This window comes from Methylophaga sp. UBA4204 (assembly GCF_002379485.1).
Lineage (GTDB): Bacteria > Pseudomonadota > Gammaproteobacteria > Nitrosococcales > Methylophagaceae > Methylophaga.
The window spans coordinates 45,771-50,100 of record NZ_DFTU01000037.1 but is presented as its reverse complement, the minus strand read 5'-3'; the positions used below and the strand labels follow the sequence as shown (position 1 = coordinate 50,100).

Genomic DNA, 4,330 nt, shown 5'->3' with positions numbered 1-4,330 from the left:
AACGGACTTCGGTCCGTTTTTTTGTATCTAAGGCTTGGTAATTGCGATTTTAGCTGTTCTGTATTTAGAAATTGTTGCAGGCGTGTCTATGCAACCCTTTTATACTGACACCTCCAAATTCTGTCTCCGCCATCTCGTTGTTCTAAACAATGTCATTCCTACCACTTTGTTAGAAACTGCTTACAGCGGCCCATGTATTTAGATATGTGCCAAGCACTCAAAACGTTCCCTTAATAGCCAAATGCCGAGATAAAGTAATAGCGATGTACGTTGACGCACAGACGGTCAGCGCATTGCTAGCTAACATCAGCAACGAGATCTCTAGCAGATTAATCCGCACGGCAGTGAACAAGGTATGGCAGGTCTCAGCTCAGCGCGATGAACACGGTGGAGAGCTACTTTTACTTAAGATGCGTAGTGTATTGGCGACCTAATCCCTACCCGCATGCTCCATACAAGACCGGCGAAAATCCTTGTGTCTTCTTAGGCTTAATCACAGCGAGATCGTGCCGCTCGGCTACCGTTAGTCCTTACATAAAAGGAAGAATTATGGACAAATCTCTTTTACCATTAATATCTAAAATTGATTCATATATTTCACGGAACACAGAAACCTCTCTAGTCATATTTTTATCCACAGATTTTTATCAACGAATTTTGCATTCGAACAGAACCTCGTTCAATTTAACTTATGATCCCCCCAAATTGTTGGGACATAGTTTTTCCGTACGAGATGATATCGATACTATGGAGAAACAATTTTTTGTTACGAGTGAAACTGCATTATGAGTTGAATCGCCATTACTTTTTGACGGCTTTCAGCCATTTAATGTGGCAACTAGAGAGGCGAAAATAAATCAATGTAGTCACAATCCATTGATTAAGAGCGTTTGAATTCACTGATCTTAAAACCGGCATGGGTTTATAGCCTACCCAGGCTTCGAATCCCTGCTTCTCTGCCAAATAAAAAAACGGACTTCGGTCCGTTTTTTTGTATATGGGGTTTGGTAATTGAAATTTTAGCTGTTCTGTATTTGCGTTCCCACGCATGAGCGTCGGAACGAGTTGCAATTAAACTTATGTGCATCTCCTTCTGTAACGCAGAACTTGCCTCATAGTCATGTGCATTTCCATCCTGGACTTAATCATCTGAAAATCGATATAAAAGATAATTCCAATCGCAGTTATGCCAAATAAAAAGAAAAGGTCGCCCCATGTTGGTAAGAACAAGCTCAACGAAAACCGATCAATTATTTCGAGCTGAAATACGAGTAAACACGAAACCATAATGATGATTTTGTAAAAGTGCTGAGATAAGCCTACCTTCACTGCTGAACGTTCTCTTACACCTTTGATGAATATTTTCCGTAATAATCTTTGCATATCCATACCCAAGTTATTAAAGGAAAATCATATTACTCACATCATTTTTAACAGTGCATTAACCTGAAGCAAAGCAGTACTAAAGCGCTTTTTGCTCGAATTTTCGACCTTATATATTGCCCCTTTTGCAGATAGTGCCATTAGCTATTCCCTGAAGGATTTTCGTAAAATCAGGACGAGCAGCTGTAATACGATAGCCCGCCAACCTCAAAAAAAGCGTGTGGCTTCAACCTGTAAAATTTATCCTCTACGTCTTTCGATTGCTCGTCGTATGGATTTGTCATGACTTCTTGCAGCTCTCGAATGAGTGAGTAGTTCCCCTCCTTCGCTTGCTGATAAGCAGGCACAACTAACCACTCCCGCAAACTGTATTTTGGATTGACCTGTTTCATCTTGTTGGAGAGCTCTTCATGAGAAAATGGCTGAGACTCTGTCGTGTTGGCCTTAGCGATAAGCGCTTTCCATTTTGTGAGCCACTCTGACCAGCGTTTATTTATCCGTTCGGGGTCTTGCTTATAGGTCGGGTTCTTGTAAAAGCTTTTTTTGAGTGGACCAATCTCGTCGGGCACCATAGAGAGTTCGCGAAAGAAAATGGTGTAATCAACCGATGTTTGCATCATCAGCGCTACCAGCTCGTTAAATAACTCCGCGTTAAAGGTATCCAGCCCAAGTTTGGCTGCCCACATTTTCTCCATTTGCACCTGCATTACTGATGCGAAGCTGCTTTGTATCTCGTCGAGCTGTCGCAGACTGTCCTGATGCGAAGTCAGCAACGGACGCAATGCTGTACAAAACATGTGAAAGTTTTTTTCCGCTGCAACAGGTTGATTCAAAAATGCGAAATGCTGTCCTCCTCCCGTCCATGGCTGGTAGTACGGATCAAACATCTCGCAGAAGCCAAATGGACCGTAGTCGAGTGTGAATCCACCGGCAGCACAATTATCGCTGTTGAAGTTACCCTGGCAATAGCCGACACGGATCCAATTCGCAACAAGTGACGTCAGTCGGTTTCGGAACTCGCGTGCAAGCATCAATACTTTTTCTGATGTGCTCAGGTTTTGGTCGATAACGTCTCCATACTCACGATCGATGAGGTGCAAGACGATCTGCTCCAGCTCTTCCATTGCTTGTGGGTGTTCATTGTTACGGGCTCGACGAGCGAATAGCTCAATTTGGCCAACCCGAATAAAAGACGGTGCGACCCTTGTCGAGATAGCTGCTGGCTCTGATATAAGCGTATCCGGATCTCTTGAATGTGAACCTTCTGAATACCACGGACGCTTTACTTTTTCAGTTTTCGAGACGTAAAGACCCAGAGACCGCGAGGTTGGAACCCCAAGCGCGTGCATGTGCTCCTGAGCCAGAAACTCTCGTACACTCGACCGCAAAACAGCGCGTCCATCTGCGCCGCGGCAGTATGGCGTCCTGCCCCCACCTTTTAACTGCATTTCCCAATGATGACCATTGATGACGGTCTCTAGCACCGAAATAGCACGACCATCGCCGTATCCGTTACCGGTCTGAAAAGGACATTGCTGGGTGTATTCTGTACCGTAAATGGACAATGCGTAGCCACACGCCCAGCCAACCTTACGCATCGGCTCTGGAACGTATGCGAGATTGCCGGAGAACACTCGCATGAAATCGGCCGACTGAGCCAAACTATCGGCAAAGCCCAGTTCGCGAAACAAGTTTTTACTATGCGCCACGTACTCGGGATCTTCGAGTGGCGTTGGACTGACAGGAACATAATGGCCTGAGAAGACTTGACGGGGATAGTGGTCGGCTCCGTTTGATGTCGCATCAGGATCAGCATTGAGCGTGTCCATAAACGAGTAACTTACACACTTTGCAAGATTGTCGAGATTGGAGATTGTTTCCATAGAGTCGGTTTGCTGGTGTGGTCGCATTACCATCGGGCTCCTGTTAAGGTGGGGAAAAAGCTGCTTGACCGCTGATTAATCACTTGCATCGGCAGCTTGTCCGATTGCAGATCAACACTTTGAGCATAACTTTGGATCACTTTCTGATTGTCACTTGAGGGTTTGCATCTCTGACAGCTGTCACTCATGTTAGTGCTCAGCTTTTCTTGCCACTTCTCAACAATAGAATTTCTCTCGCTAAAGTTAGTGAGCCACTATTTCTTGAATTTATACGTTGAACCGTAGACAAAATCAGATATGGGTTAGGTGACGGATTGCTTAGAGCGAAAGATCAAATTTAAAAACAGACTATATTTTTAAACACATTTTACGCAGATATTTTCTTAGTTTATAGGTGCAACATTTCTGCTTGCCATTGATCTTTAATCGTTAGGTTTAGGTTTTAAGCACTGTCTTACAAACCTGACCCCAAAAGTTAGCCTAGTAAGTGACAACAACACAAAATAAGGTGTAGTTCCATATGATTCCACTATCTATTTTAGAACTTGGTCGTGTACGCGAAGGGTCTGATCGCCGAACGGCTCTTAATGATGCCCGGACTTATGCGCAGCATGCTGAGCGACTGGGATACAAACGCATATGGGTAGCAGAGCATCATAATATGCCTGGGGTGACAACAGCCGCCACCTCCATCGTCATTGGCCATATCGCTGCTGGGACAAATACCATCCGCGTGGGATCCGGTGGCATCATGCTGCCTAATCATGCGCCATATATAATTGCTGAGCAGTTTGGGACATTGGAAGCGCTATTTCCCGGTCGTATCGATCTTGGGTTGGGCCGTGCTCCCGGCACCGACCAAATGACCTTACGGGCTTTGCGCCGAAATCCAGCCAATGCTGACAAATTCCCACAGGATGTGCAGGAATTACAGGCTTTTCTTGCACCCAAAGGAGCCGCCCAACAAATAGAGGCAGTACCCGGTTCGGGAAGTAATGTGCCTATCTGGATATTGGGCTCCAGCCTATTTGGTGCACAACTGGCGGCGAGTCTGGGATTGCCTT

2 protein-coding genes are annotated in these 4,330 nt (G+C 45.2%); one reads left to right on the top strand and one right to left on the bottom strand.

The genetic code is table 11. From position 1 onward, the window contains the following. Positions 1–1,553: 1,553 nt before the first annotated feature. Positions 1,554–3,266, bottom strand: a complete 1,713-nt coding sequence (locus B3182_RS05320; protein ID WP_292737260.1) for a protein adenylyltransferase SelO — start codon at positions 3,264–3,266, stop codon at positions 1,554–1,556. Between the two features lie 520 nt (positions 3,267–3,786). On the opposite strand from B3182_RS05320, the gene B3182_RS05315 reads away from it, so the two are divergent. Further along, positions 3,787–4,330 (top strand): MsnO8 family LLM class oxidoreductase (locus tag B3182_RS05315; RefSeq protein ID WP_292751869.1); only part of this gene is annotated, 544 nt, incomplete at its 3' end.

What these genes read in the sequence shown, in the direction of transcription:
- B3182_RS05320 (WP_292737260.1), bottom strand. Translation starts at nt 3,266, where the DNA reads ATGGAAACAATCTCCAATCTCGACAATCTTGCAAAGTGTGTAAGTTAC.